General features: G+C 34.9%; 1 pseudogene. It reads right to left on the bottom strand.

The window, feature by feature from the left end:
• A pseudogene (locus BKH40_RS08825) lies at positions 1-1,477 on the bottom strand (hypothetical protein); the annotation flags it as partial.

Raw genomic sequence — 1,477 nt, 5'->3', positions numbered from 1 at the left:
TCTTTAGGGGTATTTAAGTCTGTGGTATCTTTAGAGATATTTGTATTAGCATCTACTTCTTTAGGACTTAAAGCTTCATCCTCTTTTAGCTTACTTGCAACTTTCGTGGTGTTTAAGTCTTTAAGGGTTTTATCTTGATTTGTTAAGCCTTCTAGGGCATTATTAGTCTCGTGGGATGAAGCTTGTTTCCCTAGTGAGAGTGTGGAATCTTCAATACCCTCTTGCCCACTTCTTTTAACTTCTATGTTTTCACCCTTATCTATCAAAGACTTTACATAGTTAAGCTTTTTTGTGGGAAGTGCTGTTAATATTATCTCTCCATCTTTTTGTGTGCCAACTATATTTATAAGCAACTTCTTTCCATCTTGTTCATAAATAAAAGGCTTTATAAAGTCTATAACTCCATCTTTGTGGTGTACTTTTATAAGTGGGTCTTGCAAGGTTGGCTCTATGAGATTTATATAAGTTAGCCTAGCTGTGCTATCAGGTTTAGAGTTTATGTGTTTTATAAAGTTATCTACATTCTTAAAAGTATGTACATCATCTATAAACTCTTCTATATCTATCTTAGGCGGCATAGGACTAGCTAGGCTTTCTAAGTCTAGTGTGTTTATAAAGCTATCTTTTTGCTCTTTTGTGGTTAAAGTCCTAAAGCTAGAGTTGGCTTCTTGACTAATTAAATTATCTAAGGCATTATTACTGGGAGTGGTTGGTAAGTGAGCCTCCTTGCCATTAAAGCTAGTCTGAGCGGAAAGAACTTGACTATCGCCCTCTAACTCTTTTATAACATCTTTATTTACCTCGCTTGTTTTCTTATAACTTGTTATAACCCACTCATTACTCCCTTCTCCATGATAGCCTTTTGAAAGTCCCACCAAATAATAGTCATCATCTTTTTTTAGCCATATGGTATTAACTCCATTTTTATTTATAAGCTTGCCATCTTTAACTATCTGAGAAATCCCAAGACTAATGCCTTCATCGCCTTCCCCAAATACTTCAAAATCTTTAGCATGTTTACTAAGTATTTTTTGTAATCCTAGACTTTCATTACCCCATACCAAATCTATATCCCCTATATCTGGTCTATGAAAAGCCCCAGCAACTTGTCCTTCTTTAGTTTTTAGTAAGTGTTTGATAGCATCTTTAGGCTTATGATAAAACTCCTTATAGTTAACTCCAAACTCTTCTAGTGGTAGAGGGGTAACTTCTTTGTTAGTAGCATCTATCTTGCTTGCTTCCTTAGACGCACTTAAGTCTGTGGTATCTTTAGAGATGTTTATATTAGCATCTACTTCTTTGTTGCTTAGTGTTTCATCCTCTTTTATCTTAGGGGCAACTTTAGGAGTGTCATTACTTTGTGCTAAGTCTTTTGAAGCCTCTTTTTGAGTGTTTTTTACAGCCTCTTTTTTATTAGCAAAAAAGCTTCTTATAAAGTTAGCCTTATAAGCCTCGCTTTGTGTTATCTCTTTCCACT

The organism is Helicobacter sp. 11S02629-2 (assembly GCF_002272875.1).
GTDB lineage: Bacteria > Campylobacterota > Campylobacteria > Campylobacterales > Helicobacteraceae > Helicobacter_I.
This window is presented reverse-complemented; position numbering and strand designations above follow the sequence as displayed.